The following is a 20,362-nucleotide window of genomic DNA, read 5'->3' on the forward strand; positions in this document are numbered from 1 at the left end:
CCACTCTTCATCTTCCTTCCCGATTCGTCTTTATACTTTATTTCACTATAATCTATTAATCCACACTACCACAACAAGAGAAGGCCAAAAAAAGACCGCCTCTTCATTCGAGAGGCGGTCTTGCTTTTTACTTATTATTTTGCTCCGCCGCTGACGGATTGGTACCACTCGTTTACTTCCTGGGTGATTTTATCGCCGCCGGAGGATTTCCACTTCTCCACGAATTTGTCGAAGGAATCAACCGGAGCTTTGCCGTAGATGATTTGCGAGAAGGTATCCTTCTCCATCTTTCCCAGAATATCGTTGCTTGTCTGCATTGTCTTGGTCGGAGCGCCCGTGAACATTTGAGGCAGAACGGAATCCTTCTGCTCCTGTACGATTTTAGCCGCTTCCAGCATTGGCAGCGGTGTGCTCATCTTCAGCTTCTTCTCGAATGGAGTAGTCGCTTCTTCGCCATTCGCCAGCTTCGATAGCACTTGCATGTTCAAGCTTGGAATACGCGCGCCGTCAAACGTCAGCGTATATTTCTCAGGTGCGTAACCGCCTGTGCTTGCCGCGTCCGTCTTCACTTGGCCGTCTACCATAACCCAGTCGTAGCCTTCGGCAAGACCGTTCTCGAACTCTCCGCCAGCCTGAGGATTCGCGTATTGTTCGAACAGGTAATTCTGGTAAGCGAAGAACGCTTCCGGATGCTCCATCTCGGCATTAATCAAGACAACGCCGTTGGAGTTCGATGTACCGTGACGTCCCACTTTGCCGTCTGGTCCCGCTGGCAACGAATAGGCTTTATACTGTGCGTCTTTATTGTTCTTCTTCACGTCTTCCAGCGGCCATGCCGGCATCCAGTGAGGACCAACAACGATACCCGCTTTGCCCGCCGTGAAGTCTTCCGCCGCTTTCGTCTCGTCATAGAGACCCGCTTCGGTTGGCAGATAGCCTTTGCTCATCCAGCTTTGAAGCGTGGCCAGCGCCTTCTTGGAGCCTTCGGTTACGGAGCCGTATTCGAGCTTGCCGTCCGCGGTTTTGTTCCATTGGTTAGGCATTGTGCCGTAAGCGCCAAAGATCCAGCCCGCGTCCGACATCCATGTATTGATCCAGTTCTTGAAGCCGATTGCGAGACCGTAAGTATCCTTCTTGCCGTTGCCGTCCGGATCCTGATTCGTGAAGGCATCCATCACTTTTTCGAGATCATCCAACGTTTTTGGCGCCGACAGTCCAAGCTTCTGCATCCAGTCTTCACGGATCCACATGACAGGGTCGCCATTGTAAGCGTAATCCAGAATCGGAATGCCAACCCGCTTGCCATCCTCCATGTACGGATACCATACAGTCGGATCCTCGTTCATCGCGTCCTTCCAAACCTGGCTTGCATATTTGTCGAACAGCTCGCCCGCATCTATAAATCTGCCGGAATCGATCAGTTCTCTCACGAGGGTGAAGTCGCCGCGGTACGAAATAATGTCCGGCATCTTTTCGTTGGTCGCAAGAGATAAGCGGAGCTTCGTTTCAAAGGCATTGTTCGTCGAAGGAGCGATCCATTGATTCTTAAGCTGAATACCGAATTTATCAAGCGCCCATTTGGTATGAACGTTATTATCTTGATCTTCACCGGATTTGAACTTCACATCCGGACCCCAGGGACGCAAATAGGAAATCGTGATCGGAGGATCGAATTTAACGTCTTTGGCTTCCGTGCCTGTATTCGTATTTCCGGCAGCAGAAGTATTGCTTGGTTCTTGACTTGCATTCGCATTGGCATTGTCCGGTGCATTGTTGTTGCCGCAAGCGCTTGTAATCGCCGTTAGAGACACAACTCCCGCGAGTACCATTGTAGGCAGCCATTTTCTTTTCTGTTCTTTCAACTGCATTTCCCCCAGTGCAATGTATTGGCTTACAGGACTTATATTAAGGAGTCGAACAACCCCGTTCTATACTAAGATTGCAACATCGATTGCACTTCTTTAGGATATTGAAAATTGAATATGTATCTTAAAATTTTACTGTACAAGGCCGCCTGCTACTAGTTGGTATATTCTGCATAAAAAAAGCGGTACAGGATGTACTCCCGCACCGCTTCTCCGCCCTAATTGCTCGTATATTTCATCCAGTCGTATTCGGCATAGAGGGGATTTGCGCCGTTATAGGCTCCAAGCCAGCTGTCTACCCCAGTACCGTTCCAGATGTTCATCATGATTTTGCCCGGATTGCTTGGGATGTTGGAGGTTGCCGTATGCTTCAGTACGCCGTCCACATACCATTTGATAGACCCGGCTTGCCAGTTAAACGCGTAAGTATGGAAGCCTTGCGACGCATCGAAACCAAGATCAACGATTTTCTCATGGCCGCCTACGCCATTAGTGTAATAGTTAAACTGAACCTTGGTGGTATCTTTGCCGAGGAACTCGATATCGATCTCATCCCAAGGCGTACCGTCAGACGGACCGGTATAAGTGAAGAAGGAAGAGACGATGCCCGTATTTTTGGCCGGCTTCATGCTGACCTCGTACAGACCGTAACCGTATTTGTTGACGGAACGGTACTCGGCGCAGTCAAACACGTTGTAGGCGGAGCTGGTCAAGCCCAGCTTCAAATGCCCGTCGCTCGTAAAGCTTACGTTGTTCGCCCGCCAGGTACAGTTGAACATGCCGCCGTTCGAGTAGCCGTCCGCCTTCTGCCAGGTAGCGGGATTATAATACGTAAGAGGCTCCCAAAATTCCGTAGCCCCGTAAGAGCTTGAGACAAACAACATCGATACAATCGCCGAACCGGCCATAAGAAGGGATGCTTTCTTTTTCATCGAACACCTCCGGATTTTATCGTGCCTTGGAATTGCCTGCCGCCTTCGCTTATCCCCTCCCCCAGCACCAAGCTCTCGATCTATAAAATGGCGTTAAATCGGCCCCAGATTGACCAAGCTAACGTCCGAGATCGTAATCGTCGCGTTACCGGCGTTGCCGCCCGCGATATTGCCCATATCGAAGGAGATGCGGGACGTATTATACCCCTGATCGGTCGCGTCAAAGGTGAACGTAAAGCTCTGCTCCTCTTCCGTCAAATCCACCTGCTGGCCGTAATAGCCATGCCAGGCATAGCCTGCCGGCACATCTACCCATCCGATGCCAAGACCCAGCTTCCTTGCCGTGCTGGCTTTGGCTTTGAAGCTAAACGCATATTTGCTTCCCTGCTGAATAGCGAAGCCTTCTTGGATAACCTGCCGGTCCCAAGGGTTATCGCCTACCGCGCCGATCGAAGCCTCCAGCTTTCCGTTGTTAGCCCCGATCGTAAGCTCGCCCGGTGCCGCCGTATAAGAGAACCACCCCGCGAGGCCGTTCGCGAAATTGCCGTTTTGCAGCAGATTGACGTTCGTAGGCTGGCCGCCGCTCTCCGCGGAAGCATTAACCTCGTAGAGCAGCACGTTATCGAAAATTACCGAATGCCCGCCTGCAGCGCCCGCCGGATTGCCCAGCCCGAACACCAGCACGGACGAAGGATCGGAATCGCCGGCCATTGCAAAAGAGTACGCGTAATGCTTGCGGTCTGCGGAAAGCTGGGCGGTGTCCTCCAAATATTTGGCGAAATCGCCGCTGCTCTGCGAGACAACAACCTGCACGGCTTTCTCGCTAGTAGCGGAAGCATCAAATTCCAGCCTGTAAGTCTTGCCCTTCTCGATCGTTAATTGGCCTTGCTGAAGCGTATCGTCCCACCAGTTCGCGCTTGTGCCCGGGAGCGTCGCAACCAGGCTTCCCTCATCCGAGCGGCTCATCGTCGCCGAACCTCCCGCAATCAGATTCCAGCCGTTAAGATCCGTATCGAATCCGCCGTTCTGAACCAAGTTAGGCGACAGGTCTACCCAAAGCGTGTTATAGTCGTAGCCTTGGAATTCCACATAATAGTCATGTCCGGCTGCCAGCGCAGCAGGATTCATATAGATGGTTTGATACGTCTGCCAGCCGCCGGTATTGCCGAGATCATAATTTGATTGCGAGACTACGGCACCATTCTCGTCTTTGATCCGCAGGCGGACTTGCGACTGATCCTTACCGCTTGCCACTCTGGCTGAGAACTGGTATTCAGCGGAACGGGTTACGCCGAGTTTATATTTGAGCGTATCGCCTTCATCCATGTAAGCGACGTTTTTGCCGCCTTCGCTTGCATTTTCGAGCTGCAGCCCCTGCATCTCCCATGCGTTTGCCGCCGGAATATGAGTATAGCCCGCAACCGTAATCGGCTCGCCGCGCTTCACTAGCCGGACATTGTCGACATAGACCGTACCGCTCTCGCCGCCGAACAACAGCTTCAACTCGGCTTCCGCCGTATCCGCGCCGTCCCCCAATACCGCTTCCAGCGAGTAGGCTTGCAGCGTGGTGCCAAGCGATATGCTGTTGCCTCCTGGGTATGAAGCGGAATGATCGCCTGCCAGTTCAACCTTCATACTCCGCGGCGCATCGGCCTTGGCCTCAAAAGAAATGCCGTATTCGCTGTTCCCTGCAAGCGCCAGCCCAGGCTGGGAGACCGTTACGGCTTCCGCATCCGCTCCGCCGTCTGTCACATCAACGACTAGCTGTCTCTCATATATCGGAAACGCAAGGAAGTTATTCACGCTGACCGCGGCTTCCGCACCCGGAGCAACGGACTTGGTCCAAAAAGCCAGCCGGTCTTTCCCTTGATCAAACGTACCGTTGTAGATCAGATTGCCGTCCGCCAGCGCGGTCCGTTCACCCGGCACCTCCGGCAGAGGGGACGCATCGCCGATCTCAACCAGCTTCACGTTTGCGATATAGACGGCCGCCGCGTTTTTCCCGAGATTAAACTCGAATCTCGCATTGTTGTCCGTGCTCTCCAGCATGTCGAACGTATATTCATAGGACTGCCATTCGGTCGTCAGATTGCCGTATTGCTCGCCGGAGTAATTTTTCCAGTTCTTCTCGAACTGATTTACCTTCGACATCACCGTGCGGGCCTCGTCGGCCTTCGCTTCATACGTGACCTTATACTTTTTGCCCTTCTGCAAAAACACCGGCATTTGCGTCAGCTGAACGGAGTAAATCTCCGTACCGGCGTTATCGATTGCGATTTTTGCCGCTTTTCCTTTGAACGCATCGTCCACGACGGCCGCTTGGCCTGAGCCGCCAGCGTTAAGAAGGAACTGCCAATCCTGCGGCACGCCATTTGCATCCATTGACTGCGTAAACTTTTCGTTATACAGCAGATTGCCGTCAGCCTGCGGTTCGCGCTTAGGGGACGGCTCCGGCGGATTGCCCGTTACATCCTCCCAGCTGTCCAAATTCTTGTATTCATACACCCTTACGAAGTCGACATTCATTTGATCGGCCGTAAAATCGCCGTTTGGCGAACCCGGCCAATCACCGCCTACCGCCAGGTTCAGAATCAGATAGAACGGGCGGTCAAACGGCGCGGGATAAGTATAATAGTCCGGCTGCCCCGGCCTTTTGGTTTTCCAGTCGCTCACTTCTTGGTAGAGCTGGCCGTCTACATAGAAACGAATGATGCCAGGGAGCCATTCCAGCTGAAAATCGTGGTAATCGTCGGCAAAGCTCTTACCCTCCGGCAGAACATAGCTGCCTTGCTCGGAGCCATGCGAGCCGTCAGGCTGAACGCTGTCGTAATGAAGGGTGCCGAAGACGCGGTTCTTGTTCGCCCCGCCAATCAGCTCCATCAGATCGATCTCGCCGGAAGCCGGCCAGCCCCCGTAATGGGCTTCGTCGGTTGGCATCAGCCAAATCGCCGGCCACATGCCCTGCTGAACGGGAAGCTTGGCGCGGACAACAACCTTGCCGTAGGTCCAGTCGCCTTTTTCTTTGGAGATAAGCTTCGCCGAGGTGTAATGGCTTCCTTTGTGCTCTTCCTTCTTGGCTTTAAGGCTCAGGACGCTGCGTTCGCCATCCCGTTCAATGACCGCATTATCCGGTTTGTAGTACTCAAGCTCGTTATTGTAAACAACGCCGGTATCTTGAACCGTCCACTTGCTTGAATCAATCGTTGATTGATTAAATTCGTCATTCCATACAAGCTTCCACTCGTTATCCGCTATCGTTGTAGGCGGCACGGGCTTCTCCCCAGAGGCTGCAGGCGGGTTGGTTGCCGGAGGATTGGTCGTTCCCTCAGAACCCGTACCAAGGGTGGTTTGCGTCCCTGCAGGCACGGCTTTGTCATTCACCGTCACGCCGCCCGACTGGACCTGAAGACTTCCTACGCGGCTATCCGCCGACCATTCGAAGTCCGTTGGATGCTGGATAAGGACCAGATCCGCCGTCGTTCCGTTTGAGAAAACAACGCGGACCTGGCCGCCCGGCTTGTTGATATGCACATCCTTCAACTTCGCGCCGTCAAAAACAATCGAATGGCTTCCGCCGCCCTTAATAACCGTCTTGCCTGTAACGGTTATGCCCTTGAGCGTCGCATCGCCTTCTTTAATCCCTTCGGCAAGCAGCAGGTTTCCGTGCACGGACGTCTGGCTGACCGTAACGCCCGTTGAACGGATAACAAGATTGCCTTCCACCCGCAAGGCTTCATAATTGCCCGGCTTCGCAACCAAATCCCCGATCATGCCGGACAAAAGCACGGCCGATTCGGCGCGCGTAATCGGCGACTTCGGCTGAAGCTTGCCGTTATAGCCTTTTATATGTTTTTCGCTCGCCAAATAAGTAAGCGCTCTCTTTGCATAGCCGGAAACATCCGCCAAATCCTTGAACTGCTTCAGCTCCGCATCGGATTCCAAACCCGTGGAGAGCTCGAACGCCCGGTCAATCATGACCGCCGCATCTTCCCGCGTAATGCCGGCGTTTGGAGCAAAATGCTCCGCGTCCACGCCTTGAACAATGCCGGAACCGCTTGCTCTCGTTACCGCATCGGAATACCACGCATCAAGTGCCACATCCTGAAATCCGGCTGTTTCTTGTCCGGCGAATCCAAATATACGGTCCAGCATGGCAATAAATTCTGCACGGCTGATTGGCGAGCCAGGCTTAAACGCACCATTTTCGTAACCGCTTACAACTCCAAATGAAGCCATGCGATTGACTGCGGATTCCGCCCAATGTCCTCGGAGATCCTTAAACGAAGCTGCCGCAGCCGCTTCCGAGGCATGAATCGCTGTCCCTCCGACAAGCGGGCTAAGAGTGGCTGCCAGCAGACTGCAGGCCGTTAATTGCGATAATCTCTTCTTTAACATAGTTACCTCCCCAATGGTTTACAGGTCGGGGCCGCATCAATCGGCCCCTCCTTTGCCTATCGCTACTCTTTTACCGCGCCAATTACCATCCCTTTAACAAAGAACCGCTGCAGAAACGGATAAACGAGCAGAATCGGAAGCGCGCCGATAAAGATTTGCGCGGCCCGTACCGTACGCTGCGAAATGTTCTCCAGCTGCTTCGGATCGACGTTGATCTTGCTGAAATCCTGCTGGACGATAATCGTCTGGAGGAGCGAAGCCAGAGGATAATCCTTGATATCCCGCATATAGATCATCCCGTCGAACCAGGAGTTCCATTGATAGACCATCGTGAACAGCGACAAAGTCGCGATGGACGGCATCGACAGCGGAATAAACACCAGCACCAGCGTCTTCAGCTGTCCCGCCCCGTCCAGAAAAGCCGCTTCCTCCAGTTCCTTCGGCAGGCTCCGGAAAAAGTTCAGCATCAGAATGACGTTCCATACCGATACCGCGCCCGGCAGCACCAACGCCCAGATGGAATCCATCAGTCCGATCTTTTGAACCAGGATGTAGCTTGGGATCAAGCCCCCGCTGAATAAAATCGTGAAGACAAAGATCCAGATATACATCGTGCGGCCCCGGAAATGAAGATCCTCCTTCGACAGCGGATAAGCGGTCATCAGGCAGAGAGCCATGCCGATTACCGTGGATAATACGGTTCTCATAACCGAAACGCCAAGCGAGTTCAGGAAATTGGAATTGCCGAACGTTTTCTCGTAAGCATCCGTCGTAAAGCCGATTGGCCAAAAGCCTACAAGGTTGGAAGAAGCCGGCGCCATGCTGCTGAACGATACGGCCAGAATATGAATGATCGGCAAGATGCACAGAAGCGACAGAAGACCAAGAAACACATAGTTGCCGATGTTGAAAATTTTGTAGCCTAACGTTTTGTGGTACAAAAGTAGAACCTCCTTAGAAGACGCGATAATTCGCAAATTTATAGGCCAGCCGGTAAGATGTCGCGATGAGAATCGTCGCTACGACGGATTTAAACAGTCCAACCGTTGTGGCGAAGCTCATTTTCCCGTTTAATATCCCCAGCCTATAAACGAAGGTGTCGATGATATCTCCCTTCTCCATCACGAGAGGGTTGTACAGGTTAAACACCTGATCAAACCCGGCATTCAAAATATTGCCGATCGACAAGGTTCCAAGCACGATGGTAATCGGCATCAGCGCCGGCATCGTAATGTGAAGGGTCTGCTTCAGCCTTGACGCCCCGTCCACCTCCGCCGCTTCGTAAAGCGCCGGATTGATTCCCGCCAGCGCCGCCAGGAAGACGATTGTTCCGAAGCCGAATTCCTTCCAGACGTCGCTGACAATAAGCGTGAAGCGGAACCAGTTGTTGTCCCCGAGGAAGAAGACCGGTTCAAACCCCAGCGCCGTTACGGCTTTATTCACGAGCCCCCCGTCAGGGGCAAGAATATCAAGCAGAATCCCCCCGAGAATAACCCAGGACAGGAAATGCGGCAGATAGACGAGTGTCTGGGTGACCCGCTTGAAGGCCATCAGCCTAACTTCATTCAGCAGAATGGCGAACAGGAACGGAACGATAAGTCCGGCTGCCATTTTGAAAAAGGCGATGACAAGCGTATTCCAAACCACCTGACCGATATCCGGATACTTGAACAGAAACCGGAAGTTGTCGAGGCCGACCCATTCAGATCCGGTTAACCCTTTCCAAGGCTTGAAATCCTGGAACGCGATTACGATTCCGGCCATCGGAACGTACTGGAAAATAATGACGAGAACAAGCGTCGGCAGGAGCATCACGTGCAGGGGCCAGTTGCGTTTCATGTTCCAGCTTTTCCTTGAAACACGGCGTTTTTCTTCTTGTGCAGGTAGCTGTAAAGCAGTTTCTTTCACCGCGGTATCCTCCATGTTCAGACAAATTTGTGCTTTTCTAGGTCGTCCTGACCTTGTAATATAACGATTATAGCAACGGGGATTTGTGATCTATATCCTAATATTGCAACAACGATATTGATATTTTAACTATCTGAAGGGGGCATCATCTTGCTGCTGCGGTTCAATGTTTTTACGAAAATCTCCCTTCTCGTCCTGCTCCTGCTTATCCCGGTCCTATCCCTTTACACCTATTCCAACCGGGAAAGCGTGCGCGTCATCGAGAATGAAATCCAAAGCGGCACAACGAATCGCTTGTCTTCCTTCGCTGCCCAGGTCGAGTCGAATATTTATCAGTTATCCCTCTACGGCGTATCGATTGGGCAGGACTCCAGCATTCAGGAGTACCAGCGTCCGGACTTCCGGGAGCAGCCGTATGAACGGGTAAAGCTGAGCGTCGCCATACTGGAAAAAATGAATCTGTACAACGCCGCCAGCAAGTGGCATTCCACCATTACGTTGTTTTTCCCGCGCACGGGAGACGCCTTGTCCACGGACTATTACAATACGATCACGTATCGGGAGGATGCTTTTACAAGGCCGTTCCTCAAATCCTGGGAGTATACGGGCGACAGCTTTGTCTGGTATGCAACCGAACCAACGACGGCGATGTCCAATCCGCGCAGCGCGAGGCTCATTACGAAGATCAGCTTCCCGATCAACCATGTGACGGCCATGCTGGATGAAAACAAAGTGAACAACAGCGGCGATCCGTTCCTGTTTAATCCGGAGCAGGGATCGATCCGCAATCATTCCGCCAACTCCGCGAAGATAGATCTTCTCTCAGAGAAGCTGAAATCATCCAAGCTCGGGGACAGGGGAGGCTTCCGCACGAAGCTGGACAATACCGAGTATTACGTCTCTTACATCAAGTCGGATAGCCTGAAGTGGTATTATGTCGATTATGTTCCGATGCAGCAGATCTTGAGCCCGATTACAAGCAGCCGGAACTTGTTCTATACGTCGATTGCCGTCCTGCTCGTCATGAGTATCGCGGTTATCTTTGTTATTTACCGGAGCGTTCAGGTCCCTCTGCTTCAGCTTGTCCGGGGCACCAAGCGGCTGTCTTCCGGCGATTTCTCGGTCCGGCTCAGTCATTCCGGCACGAATGAATTCAGCTTGTTGCTCGGCCGGTTCAACATTATGGCCCAGCGGATTCAAGAGCTGATCGAGAACGTATACGAGGAGAAGCTGCGGAGGCGGGAAGCAACGCTGAAGCATTTGCAATCCCAGATCAATCCGCATTTTCTGTACAACTGTCTGTTCTATATCAAAAACATGGCGCGGATGAAAAACGAAAAGGCCGTAGTGGCGATGGCGTTAAATCTTGGAGAGTATTTCCGTTACATTACGAGGTCGGAAAACGACGTGGCGACAATTCGCGAGGAGCTGAGCATGGTCACGAATTACCTGGAAATCCAGTCTCTCCGGCTTGAACGGATGCGGTTTGCGATTGAGGTACCCGATGAGCTCATGAACAAGACGATCTCGCGGTTAACCTTGCAGCCGATTGTCGAAAATGCCATTGTCCACGGATTGGAGCCCCAGGCGGAGAACGGCGAGATTCGGATCCGAGGATATGCGAAGGACGGGTGGTATCGGTTAGTCGTGGAGGACAGCGGGATTGGCATGGCAGACGATGAAATTCAGGAACTGCAACTCAGCCTTACCAAACCGCTGGACGACAATATGGGCTGCGGAACCTGGAACGTGCATCAAAGACTGATCTATCTGTTTGGAGAAGGAGCCGGCTTGTCTTATTCCCGCTCGGACTTGGGGGGAATCAAAACGATTATTACCTGGAGTGACAATACAATAGAGTAGGTGAAACAGCATGTTACAGCTCTTGCTGGTAGATGATGAACGGTCCGTTGTCGAGACCTTGGCCGAGACGATTCCATGGGGAGAATGCGGTATTTCCGTTGTTCACGAAGCGTTATCCGGTTCCATGGCATTGCAAATTATGGAGGATCATGCGATTGATATTGTGATTACCGATATCAAAATGCCGGGGATGTCCGGCATAGAGCTCATTACGGCGATTAACGGCAAATGGCCGCATGTCCGGACTATCTTGCTTACCGGATATGCCGATTTCGATTATGCCAAACAAGCGATTGCTCAGAATACCTTTGACTATCTGCTGAAGCCGGTCAGCGACGAGGATCTGATCGATTCGGTTGAGCGCGTAGTGAAACAAATCAAGGAGAAATGGGAAGAGGTTGCCTCCTACCGGAAAACCTTGTATACCTTGAACGAGAACCTTCCTTTGCTGAGGGCTAATACGCTAAATGAGCTGCTGAGAGGCAGCAATCAGTCTGCGCTTGCGGATAAGCTGGCGCTTCTGGAGCTTCCTTTTGCGGAGGGCGATCAGGCTTGCATGATGCTGATCCGGATGGAAGAGCGTTTTGCCGAAATGCCGGGGCAGGACTCCGCGCTGATGGAGTACGCGATTTGCAATATAACGAGTGAAATCATGCAAAATGATTACCATATCTGGCATGCCCGAGACAGCCACGATTACATCGCGATTCTAGTAAAACCAAGGAATCCGGCGGTTGCGGGCGCTGAAGCCAGGGCCTTGCTCGAGCGTTACGCCGCGCAAATTCAGACTAACGTGCAGAACTATCTCAAGGGAGCTATTTCGGTACTTGTAGGAGGCCAAGGAACGTTTCCGGGACAAGTGAAGGAAATCTATGAGCATGCCGTTACCTCCATGCGCCGGAAGATGGGCCACGGAAAAGGGTTGTTTGTGACCACGCAGGAAGCCTTGGATTCCAGCCCGATGAATACGGTCTGGTCCTTATACGAGCCGCCTACCCTGATCAGCCTTCTGGATGCCGGAAGGTTCGACGACGTCGAGACGAAGATCCGGCATATTTTCCGCGATATGCTGGAGACGGGCAGTGAGCAGGATATGTCGGAACAGCTGATTGAAGCTTATCATGTGCTGGCCGGTGCGTTCTCGTATATCATTCACAAGAACGGCAAGCTGCTGTCCTCCGTTCTCTCAGCTGAGGCGCTCAAATTCTTCCATGCCCCCGCCTACACCACGGCGGCGCAGCTGATGGAATGGTCGATCCGGATCCTGCAGGGTATCCGCGAGGATGCCGATCAGGAGCTGAAGGATAATCACAGCACGATTGTCCGCACGGTCCGGTCGTTTATCGACGTCAATCTGGCTAAGGACGTATCGCTGCCGGCTATTGCGGACCACGTCCATCTGCATCCCGTGTATCTCTCGAAAATCTATAAAGCGGAAACCGGCGAGCCGCTGACGGAATACGTGTACCGGCTTCGGATGGAAAAGGCCGCGTTCCTGCTTCGCACAACGCCTTCCAAGGTATTCGAGATCGCCGAGATTGTCGGTTACAACAATACCGCGTATTTCATCCGCGTGTTTAAGAAGTTTTTTGACGTGACTCCCCAGGAGTATAGGGACGATGAGGGGAGGTAGTTGCGGGTAACTGTTGGCGCGTGGTACTGCGCTGTGGCTGGCACTGCGCTGTGGCTGGCACTGCGCTGTGGCTGGCACTACGCAAGTGAATGCTCTTTCGATCGCTGTTGTTTTCAAAGTTTCCGATTTAAAATTGGTCTATGGTTAAACTTCGAAAACAAAGGCGAGCTACAAGCTTTCTGCAAGAAAGCTACTTCGGAAGCATAATCTACGCTTCTAAAAAGCATTCACTCGCTCCGTGTCCGCCTGCTCCGTTTGGCGTTACACCACAAAAACCTCGCTTCATCGTTTGGATGAAGCGGAAAGATAGACCCTCGCAGGGGTCTTTTTTTCTGCTCGGGTTGTATTGTATTAGCTACCTGCTCTTTCTCGTGGCTTGGAACTCGCCACCCTCTTCGGCCTGTCACGCCGCTTGAACGGCTATAGCAGGCACTTTCCCTGCTATTCGCCACTTTCCTCCGCGCGCCAAGGTGCTCGATCGGCTGCAGCAGGCTTTTTGCCTGCTATTTGGCTCACCCTCGCAACTAAGTTGTGGAGCAACGCGAAAAAAACGAAAAAAGACCCACTCGGGGTCTTTTTGCGTTGCGTTCGTGTGAGTGCCTACGACTCGCTTTCTTCTTCGGCTTTTGGCTTGAAACGTCCGGCAATGTCCAGCACGTACTTGATAATCAGGGATAAGCCGCCTATGAAGAATAGGGTAATCAGCGTCCATTCCGTCGGGTCCAAATTCACTATTGATATAAGGAAATATAGAGGATATACGTAGAATAGGATGTCTTTTAGATAAGGAAGAAATGATGTCTTGAAGCTCCCGTCCCAGAACGATTTGGAAAAGGCAATTACGAAATCAATGATCATAAAGCCGAATACGCCCCAGAACGTGTACTTGATCCAGTCGACAAGTGTAAATGTCACTCCATCATCACCACCTTACTACACCATATGCGACGAAAGGTGACATGTTGATTAAGAGCGCCCAAAACTTTTCGACTGGCTTGTGTGAAAATTGACAAATTCCGAAAACCTTATGCTTACAACAATCAACAATCATTACCTGCGGCCAGCGGCAAACCGTTTCAGCAGGCTGAACGCTTATCCTTCTATCCAGAAGCGCCGGATTACATTCCCGTTCTCTTCCACGAAGCTTTCGTCCTCTACTCCGCCATTGTTCAGAATGGTCTTGGCAGAGGCCAAATTGTCCTTATCGCAAACGACGAGAACACGCTTGATCCCAAGCTCCTTCGTCTTCTCCAGCGAGAAGGCAAGCAGCTGGGTCGCATACCCTTTCCTTCTGGCCGAAGGGCGGATTCCGTAGCCGATATGTCCTCCTCTGTTCAGCAGCCAAAGCGACAAATCATGCCTGATATTGACGGCGCCAACAATGGTGCGATCACCGGCGGCAAGCCAATAGGTCGAGCCAGGCACCCAGCCATCCGGAAGACCAGCTCCGCTCGCTTGATCCTCCAGCCATTGAATCATCGCCTCAAAATCAGACGGATCCCTTTCTACAACCCAGGGAACAATATCTTCTCCGCTTGCGATCCACTCCCGATAAAAATCCAGATAGGGCTCCTTCCAATCCGCCGCCGGCCGAACCAGATACACCTCTTCCATGCTACTTCTTCCCTTTCTCGCGGTTCTCCGCTGCCCGATATTCGGTAATCCGCTTAATCAACTCATACGGAATCGGTTTATTCAGCGGGAACTGTACAGAGCCCTTAGCCCCTTTGTAACCGGACAGCTCCTCGTGGAAAGCAGCGATGCCTCCCGCGGTCGGATAGAAGCCGATATGCTTTTTGAAGGCCGCGTAATAGACCAGGTTCCCGTTCAGCTCAAAAGCCGGCATCTGGTAGCTGATCTTTTCCTTGGCATCCGGCGCGGCTTCCCGAATCACTTCCCTGATCTTCGTTAAGATGGCCTGTAAGTCTGGGGGAAAATCCGCAATATACTCATCAATCGTTTGGTAAGTTGTCTTATTCGCTTCCATACCTGCTCCTTTCGCCCCTACACCTCGTAATTAACGACATAGGGCTGCATGTCCGTATTATAAAAGCCCACACTGTACTCAATCAACTCATCGGCAGCGCCATACGCAAACCTGGAACGTTTCAGCAAAATAGCCTGCTCCGCAGAAAGGCCGAGCACCTCCTGCACAGCCGCGGGGGCTTGCGATGCGCCGAACTCGTCCCGGTAATGCTCCGGAACAAAGCCTTGCTCCTCCAGCCAGTCGTATAGCGATTGAATGGAGAGATTAGCCCCGCCTTCGCCATTCGCATAAAGCCCGACCGACAGATAATGAGTGTAATGAATATAAGGATGTCCATTCAGAAGATATAATCTTTCCACCTTTAATGCCTGAGGGCCAAACAACCGGTACGGCTCGGTGCCCTCCTCATTATCCACAAGCTCAGTTCGCAGCAGCCGCTTGCCAATCTGATGGCCCTCCTCGACCAGCACTTCGGTGAACCGCTTCAGCTTGGACAGCTTGGAGGATGAAGTATTACGGACGACCCTCGTCCCTTTGCCGCTGCTCGTCTCCAAATAACCTTCCTGCACAAGCGCTTTTATCGCATTGCGCACGGTTATTTTGCTTACCTGGAATTCCTGCTCCAGCTGCGGCTCCGATGGAATATTCGAATCCACCGGGTACACGCCGTGCAAAATCCGATCTTTAATGATGCTCATCACCTGTATATAAAGAGGCCTGTTCTTTCGTGCCAGCTTCATCGTATCTGTTCCTACCTTTCTACATCGCTTGCCGTATCCGCCATTGCGCGCACAATATCCCGCTCGAGCGACATCGGCGTGTCCCCTGCGATGGTATGGGCTAGTACTGCCGCAGCAGCAGCAAAGCCAACCGTCCGCTCCGCCGCAAATCCCTGCAGCTCCCCATGAATGATCCCGCTTGTATAAGCATCGCCAGCCCCAATGCGGTCGTAAACCATAAACGTCCGCTTGGGTGAAAAAGCAAAGTCCTGCTCCTTATAGAGAAAGCCGCGCAGCGAGTGGGTTTGGTCGGCGTTTACGGTACGGTGCGTACCCGCAATTACGGAAATGCCATACCGGCCGGCCACGCCGGGCATCAGCTCCTTCAGCTGCTCTTCGCGTTCCGTTGCCTCCGCCTGCATGCCGAGAATATGAATGGCGTCCCGTTCATTCATCATAACCATATCCGCCAGCTGAAGCAGCTTCTCGTAATGCGGCTTCGCGGCGCCATATCCGCCTTCTCCCCATAATGCAGGACGGTAATTGCAATCGAACACGATGGTCCCGCCCCGCTCCTTAACCGCCTCGGCCAGCTTCCGCATATGAAGCCGGACGCCGTCATTCATTGCAAGCGATATGCCGCATAGATGAAGAACGTCGATATCGGCGGCAATCCGCTCATAATGATAAGCATCCGCAGGAGCGGTATTAAAGCTGCTTTCCTGCCGGTTCGAATAAGTGACGCGGCTAGGACGCGAACCAAAACCTTTTTCGAGAAAATACATGCCGATATATTGGCCGCCGCGCAAAAGCCGGTCTTGCATTACGCCAAGCTTGCGCAGACTTGCCGCTGCCGCATCGCCAAGCGGATTATCCGGAAGGCGGGAGATCAGCGAGGTGGAATAACCGAACCTCGATAACGCCGACATCACATTAACGCCAGTCCCCGAGAAGGAATAGGCAAGGCTTCCCGCTTGCGTCAGCAGCTCACAGCCTGGGGTCTGCAGACGCATCATGACTTCGCCAAATGCCGCGATCCGCTTAGCCTCCATACTGGTCAACCAGCTTCTTCATCGTGCTGAGCAGCTCTTTTACGTCCTCCGCTTTGGTTGCTCCGGTTGTCTTGTCAATGATCGAGGAATAAACATGCGGGATAACCTGCGGCACGCCCGCTTCCAGCGCAATGCGCAAAATCGCCTCGAAGTTATCCATGTCGATTCCGCCCGTCGGCTCAAGCGCAAAGCCTTCCTCCGCGCACGCCCGTGCAACGGCGCGAAGCTCATCTTCGCAGGCCAAGCCGTTCATCGGAAAATATTTCAACGCATTGCCGCCCATATCGCGGACAAGCGCAATCGCCGCCTTCACCGGCACAATCGCCTGCTCCCGCTGAACCGCGCTTGCCGGTCCCGTAGACAGATTTACGTAGCCCGCCCGGCCGGTCGGGGATACCAGAGCGTTGATCCAGCTGTCCCGCTCTCCCAGATTAGCCCTCGTGGCACCAACCGCGGGAAATACCTGATTAATATGCGAGCCCCTGTATTGCCTCGCGATCTCCGCTACAACGGCTGCCTGCCGGTTATCCCCGGCACCAAGGCCAATCGACACGGCATCGTCTATCGCGTTTCCGTACTCGCGCATCGCTTCCACCGCTGCCTCGACGGTCGGATAGTTTTTGGACAAGACGCCAACCAGCACATAACCTTCCGCCGTCTCGAATACTTCCTTCGCATTGCCGATGCTGCCCGCAAGCACATTTAGCGCAGCTCGTCCTTTGTACAATCTCTTCGTCATATTAGACATGGGTACGGCCTCCTGCCAGTTGTCTGATTCGAGCTTCAATGACGTCCATATCGTCACCCGTCAGCGGGCGGGGATCAATATCGAAGTAGCCTTGCTTCACGCCATAGTCACGGGTATAAATTGCAATATCTCCCTCGCGCAGCCCGTCGTTGACGGACTTGGCCGTCGCAGCGGCCAAATCGGGGTCAATCTGAACGCGCGCACGGTAAATCGCCCGCCCCGCTTCGTCCTGCACGATCGTCACCTTCACGCCGGGAAGCTCGCCAAGCGGAAGGAGCTTATTCAGAGCGGCCTTCTCCCGCTCGCTGTTATCCGGCTTATCGCGGTATTCGTCCAGCGCCTGCAGCAGGCCAAAGGAAGTCTCCTTGCCGACCTTCATGCTGCGGCCGATGCCGTGGAGCTGCATTTTCACCCACTCGATATACTTCCGCTTGCCGCCTACAATACCGGAGGTAGGACCTTCAATCGCCTTAGAGCCGCTATATATCGAAAGATCGGAGCAAGCAACGTATTTCCGCAAATCCTCTTCCGCCGCCGCATCTACGATCATAGGAACGCCCCTTCGCTGCGCAATCTCCCATGCTTCCTCGACGCTGATCATGTTCTTCTGCACGGCATGATGGGATTTCACATACAATATCGCCGCCGTACGCTCGTTAATCGCCTCTTCCATATGCTCGGCTTTGCCTTCGTTCGCGTATCCAACCTCGACCAGCCTGCCGCCGCCAAGATAGACCATCGTTTCGACCGGAGCTCCGTATTGCACGTTATGGCCTTTGAGGATAATAATCTCGTTCTGTAAAATCGGCTCTTGATGAAGCTTCTCCGTCAGCCGCCGATTTCCTTTCGTCACGATCCCCGCTACCGACAATGCAATGCCGCTTGAAGCGGAATTTACAATCACCGCGGCTTCGGATTCCATAATTCCCGCAATGTAGTCGCCGGCCTTATCAACGAGATCCGCAATCTCCACATAGCTCTGTCCGCCTTGCTTCATCGCGTCCATGACCGTATCGGTTGGTGCGGAGACCCCCAGGATACTCATCCGTCCGCTGGCGTTAATAACCCGCTTTAATCCATATCTAGCATGTAAGGTATTGTCCATTCGTATAAACTCCCCTCGCCTGAATCGTTTGCATCGCCATTCGCTTCTCGCCTTCGGAGTCGATAAGCTCCAAAGGCCGTTCAGCCACTTCGAACAAGGTAAGATTCGCCTGCTCGCCGGCCTTAACGCGTCCAAGCTCCGGCCTACCCAACCATTCCGCCGGACGCTTGGTAACCGCCGCTATAATCTCGTTCAGCTCATACCCGAGAGACAGAAACTTCGTCAGCACATCGGACATGCTCCGAACCGGACCGTTCAGCCGGTTGCCCCGGTAAATATCCGTACTGATCGTATCGAACGGAATGCCCGCGCGCTTCGCCATCTCCGCCACCTCAAAAGAGAAGCTCGCCGTCCCATGGCCGACATCCAGCCGGACGCCACTAGCCCTCGCTTCCAGCAGAGCGGGCAGCGGTCTGCCTGACAGATCAAACAGCCGGTTATCCGGCTTGCCGTTCAAATAATGCGTGACGACATCCCGCTCTCGAAGGAGCGGCAATATTTCCTCGACGCCCGGCGGCCTTGAGCCGATATGCACCATGAGCGGCAAGCCGCTTTCCTCGGATAGACTACGTGCCAGCCGCAGCGGATCAAGGCCGTTCCGTCCAACAACGCTGCCGCTCATTCGGGCTTTTAGCCCCACGATAAGATCCGGATAACGGTCAATCGCCCGCAATACCGCTTCCCTGTCAATCCAGTGCAGCTCCGACAGCTCATCCACCCGCTGCAGCCCGATCCGGGATACATTAAGCAGTGCCAGCACTCTCGTCTTCGCCTGCTGCCTGCTTGCCGCAAGCTCTCCAATCCGGTCCGCGCCGCAGCTTCCCGCATCAACAATGGTCGTTACCCCATGCCCGACGCCAATCTCGTCAATCTCATCGCCATACGGATCCAGTCCAGGTACCGCGTGCACATGCAAATCAATCCATCCGCTGGAGGCATAGAGACCGGTACAGTCTATGATCCGGCTGCCGCCTGCCGTACCCGCTGCCGCCAGCTCCGCAATACGTCCATCCTCGCCAATGACAATATCCACCGTCTGCAAGCTGTTAATCAGCCTGACATTCCGCCATATGATTCGTTCGCTCATCCTGCCACCTTTTTCATAAAGAGACATCAGTGATAACATTATAAGGTTAAGATACAGGGGAAACGGGAAGAGGTCAATAAAACATTATAATGTTTAAGCAAAATAAAAATGAGTAAGCAAATTAATGAAAGTCGCTTCACTAACTCGCATACTCTTTTCTGCTCTTCAACAAAGCAAACGACGCCTGGCTTTAACAGATTGGCAAGCGGCAAAAAAAAGAAGGAACCCTCACCATTCAGTGAAAGGTTCCCTCTGCTGTTTATAACGTTAATTCCAATTCTCAAACTTGTATGTCCAGAACCGTTCCGTACCGAAGCGCTCCTGAATCTCTTTGTCGGTATGCAGCTTGTTGCCGAAAATCTCAGATGCGTGGAACTGCGAGCGATGGGCCCGGATGGAAGCCATCTTGTTCTTCAAATAATCCCTCACATCAAACGAGATATCCGGCTTGCCGATCGCCTGCTCATGATTGCGGGAGAACGCCGCGCAATAGACGGGAGGTCGATCTTCTTCGGGCAGTCTTCCTACCGTCCGAACTACGGCCTCCCCGGTTGCGTCATGGTCCGGGTGAACGCTGTAGCCCGGATAAAACGTGAAGATAACCGTAGGCTTTACTTCTTCAATCAGAGCATGAATATGTTCATCGAGGTACACTTTATCCTCGAACTCAATGGTTTTATCATGGAAGCCCAGCATTCTCAAATCTTGAATACCGATGGCCGCGCAGGATTCTTCAAGCTCTCCCCGGCGGATCTGCGGCAGCGTAACCCGGCTTGCGAAAGGCGGAAAGCCCATGTTGCGGGCCATCTCCCCAAGCGTCAGGCAGGCGTAAGTCACATGCGCGCCTTGATCGATCAGCTGCGCAAGCGTGCCGGATAAGATAAACGCTTCGTCATCCGGATGCGGAAAAATAACTAGAATACGTTCCATTCGTATCTCTCCTTTCTAAAAGCTTTCTGTAAGAAAGCTGCTTCGTAAGCATTAGCTAAGCTTTCTGTAAGAAAGCTGCTTCGTAAGCATTAGCTAAGCTTTCTGTAAGAAAGCTGCTTCGTAAGCATTAACCTCCAG

The 20,362-nt window shown here is 52.9% G+C and carries 16 protein-coding genes; 2 read left to right on the forward strand and 14 right to left on the reverse strand.

Annotated elements, in window-relative coordinates; genetic code table 11:
• Positions 1-134: 134 nt before the first annotated feature.
• From M3194_RS25980 to M3194_RS26000, 5 genes are all read right to left on the reverse strand, one after another.
• The gene (locus tag M3194_RS25980; RefSeq protein ID WP_311292079.1) at positions 135-1,868 is read right to left on the reverse strand and encodes an extracellular solute-binding protein; all 1,734 of its coding nucleotides are present in this window, start codon (positions 1,866-1,868) and stop codon (positions 135-137) included.
• A gap of 215 nt (positions 1,869-2,083) precedes the next feature.
• Positions 2,084-2,749, reverse strand: coding sequence for a beta-glucanase (gene bglS / locus M3194_RS25985; RefSeq protein WP_397334386.1), 666 nt, complete (start codon positions 2,747-2,749; stop codon positions 2,084-2,086).
• Between the two features lie 141 nt (positions 2,750-2,890).
• Positions 2,891-7,192 (reverse strand): carbohydrate binding domain-containing protein, encoded by a 4,302-nt coding sequence (locus M3194_RS25990; protein WP_251657014.1) that lies wholly within the window; start codon positions 7,190-7,192, stop codon positions 2,891-2,893.
• Positions 7,193-7,254: 62 nt separating this feature from the next.
• Positions 7,255-8,133 carry a carbohydrate ABC transporter permease gene (locus M3194_RS25995; RefSeq protein ID WP_251657015.1) on the reverse strand — a complete coding sequence of 293 codons (879 nt, stop codon included), beginning with the start codon at positions 8,131-8,133 and terminating at the stop codon, positions 7,255-7,257.
• Positions 8,134-8,146: 13 nt separating this feature from the next.
• Complete coding sequence (locus M3194_RS26000; protein ID WP_251657016.1) at positions 8,147-9,031, reverse strand: ABC transporter permease; 885 nt, start codon at positions 9,029-9,031, stop codon at positions 8,147-8,149.
• A gap of 219 nt (positions 9,032-9,250) precedes the next feature.
• On the opposite strand from M3194_RS26000, the gene M3194_RS26005 reads away from it, so the two are divergent.
• Together M3194_RS26005 and M3194_RS26010 are read left to right on the forward strand one after the other, a co-directional pair.
• Entirely contained in the window at positions 9,251-10,963 is a 1,713-nt protein-coding gene (locus M3194_RS26005) for a sensor histidine kinase (protein ID WP_251657017.1), read from the forward strand.
• A 10-nt stretch (positions 10,964-10,973) separates the two neighbouring features.
• Positions 10,974-12,596 carry a response regulator gene (locus tag M3194_RS26010; protein WP_251657018.1) on the forward strand — a complete coding sequence of 541 codons (1,623 nt, stop codon included), beginning with the start codon at positions 10,974-10,976 and terminating at the stop codon, positions 12,594-12,596.
• 600 nt (positions 12,597-13,196) lie between these two features.
• Here the strand turns inward: M3194_RS26010 and M3194_RS26015 are convergent.
• From M3194_RS26015 to bshB2, 9 genes are all read right to left on the reverse strand, one after another.
• On the reverse strand, positions 13,197-13,511 hold the full coding sequence (locus M3194_RS26015) for a hypothetical protein (protein WP_251657019.1): 315 nt from the start codon (positions 13,509-13,511) through the stop codon (positions 13,197-13,199).
• A gap of 177 nt (positions 13,512-13,688) precedes the next feature.
• Complete coding sequence (locus tag M3194_RS26020) at positions 13,689-14,210, reverse strand: GNAT family N-acetyltransferase (RefSeq protein WP_251657020.1); 522 nt, start codon at positions 14,208-14,210, stop codon at positions 13,689-13,691.
• 1 nt (position 14,211) lies between these two features.
• On the reverse strand, positions 14,212-14,583 hold the full coding sequence (locus M3194_RS26025) for an iron chaperone (protein WP_251657021.1): 372 nt from the start codon (positions 14,581-14,583) through the stop codon (positions 14,212-14,214).
• A gap of 17 nt (positions 14,584-14,600) precedes the next feature.
• On the reverse strand, positions 14,601-15,323 hold the full coding sequence (locus M3194_RS26030) for a GntR family transcriptional regulator (protein ID WP_251657022.1): 723 nt from the start codon (positions 15,321-15,323) through the stop codon (positions 14,601-14,603).
• Positions 15,324-15,334: 11 nt separating this feature from the next.
• Positions 15,335-16,354, reverse strand: coding sequence for a sugar kinase (locus tag M3194_RS26035; protein WP_251657023.1), 1,020 nt, complete (start codon positions 16,352-16,354; stop codon positions 15,335-15,337).
• On the reverse strand, positions 16,344-17,102 hold the full coding sequence (gene dagF / locus M3194_RS26040; protein WP_251657024.1) for a 2-dehydro-3-deoxy-phosphogluconate aldolase: 759 nt from the start codon (positions 17,100-17,102) through the stop codon (positions 16,344-16,346). Before dagF ends, M3194_RS26035 begins: the two co-directional genes overlap by 11 nt.
• Positions 17,095-18,207 (reverse strand): DgaE family pyridoxal phosphate-dependent ammonia lyase, encoded by a 1,113-nt coding sequence (locus M3194_RS26045; protein WP_251657025.1) that lies wholly within the window; start codon positions 18,205-18,207, stop codon positions 17,095-17,097. Before M3194_RS26045 ends, dagF begins: the two co-directional genes overlap by 8 nt.
• Positions 18,185-19,294, reverse strand: a complete 1,110-nt coding sequence (locus M3194_RS26050) for an amidohydrolase/deacetylase family metallohydrolase (RefSeq protein ID WP_251657026.1) — start codon at positions 19,292-19,294, stop codon at positions 18,185-18,187. The genes M3194_RS26045 and M3194_RS26050 overlap by 23 nt, the downstream gene beginning before the upstream one ends.
• A gap of 267 nt (positions 19,295-19,561) precedes the next feature.
• Positions 19,562-20,224, reverse strand: a complete 663-nt coding sequence (bshB2, locus tag M3194_RS26055; RefSeq protein WP_251657027.1) for a bacillithiol biosynthesis deacetylase BshB2 — start codon at positions 20,222-20,224, stop codon at positions 19,562-19,564.
• Positions 20,225-20,362: the final 138 nt, after the last annotated feature.

The sequence above is a fragment of the Paenibacillus glycanilyticus genome (assembly GCF_023715145.1).
Taxonomy (GTDB): domain Bacteria; phylum Bacillota; class Bacilli; order Paenibacillales; family Paenibacillaceae; genus Pristimantibacillus; species Pristimantibacillus glycanilyticus_A.